At 53.3% G+C, this 963-nt stretch carries 1 rRNA gene; it reads right to left on the bottom strand.

Features of this window, described 5'->3' with window-relative positions:
• Positions 1–403 (bottom strand): 16S ribosomal RNA (locus tag ABD022_RS14815); the annotation flags it as partial.
• Positions 404–963 lie beyond the last annotated feature (560 nt).

Raw genomic sequence — 963 nt, 5'->3', positions numbered from 1 at the left:
GCGGGATGGCTGGATCAGGGTTTCCCCCATTGTCCAAAATTCCCCACTGCTGCCTCCCGTAGGAGTCTGGGCCGTGTCTCAGTCCCAGTGTGGCTGGTCGTCCTCTCAAACCAGCTACGGATCGTCGCCTTGGTAGGCCTTTACCCCACCAACCAGCTAATCCGATATCGGCCGCTCCAATAGTGAGAGGTCTTGCGATCCCCCCCTTTCCCCCGTAGGGCGTATGCGGTATTAGCCACGCTTTCGCGTAGTTATCCCCCGCTACTGGGTACGTTCCGATACATTACTCACCCGTTCGCCACTCGCCGCCAAGAAAGCAAGCTTTCTCGCGCTGCCGTTCGACTTGCATGTGTAAAGCATCCCGCTAGCGTTCAATCTGAGCCAGGATCAAACTCTTCAGTTCAATTCCTGTAATCGTATTTCCTCAACCGCCGAAGCGGTCGGTTCATACGTCGCTATGCTCAAAGAAAGACGAAGTCTGGTTTCTTAAAACCTTACTTCTTCATTTCTGTTGTATGAGCACTTGAGTGTATTGCTTTGCTTCTCCGGTTTGCGCCACGTTCGTGAAAACCTGTCGCACCGGTCAGCGCCGCTTGTCATCAAGCGCCCACACTTATCGGCTGTTAAGTTTTTAAAGAGCAACTCTGCGTGAAGCAGAGAAACGAGATTATGAAGAACTTTTTATGTCGTGTCAAGTGGCTGTTTTGCTTCGAACCGGCGCAAACTTCGTTCAAACCGTGCTCAAACCGCTCTACATCCACCCGATCGACAAGGCCTTCACGCCTCGCTGTCGAGCCCGAAATTAAAACATATCAACGTTTCAATGTCAAGCCCCACGGGCCCCGGCTTACGCCGGACTTCACTGCCTGAGCGTCGCTTGCGAATCGGGCCAAACGCCTGCAAATCCGTAAGCTCCTGCCCGCTCCCGGAACCTGCCGATCATCCAGTAAAACCAGAAGATCT

The sequence above is a fragment of the Castellaniella daejeonensis genome (assembly GCF_039523555.1).
Taxonomy (GTDB): Bacteria; Pseudomonadota; Gammaproteobacteria; order Burkholderiales; family Burkholderiaceae_B; genus Castellaniella; species Castellaniella daejeonensis.
Note: the sequence above shows the minus strand (reverse complement) of the source record. Positions and strands in the feature narration are given on the sequence as shown.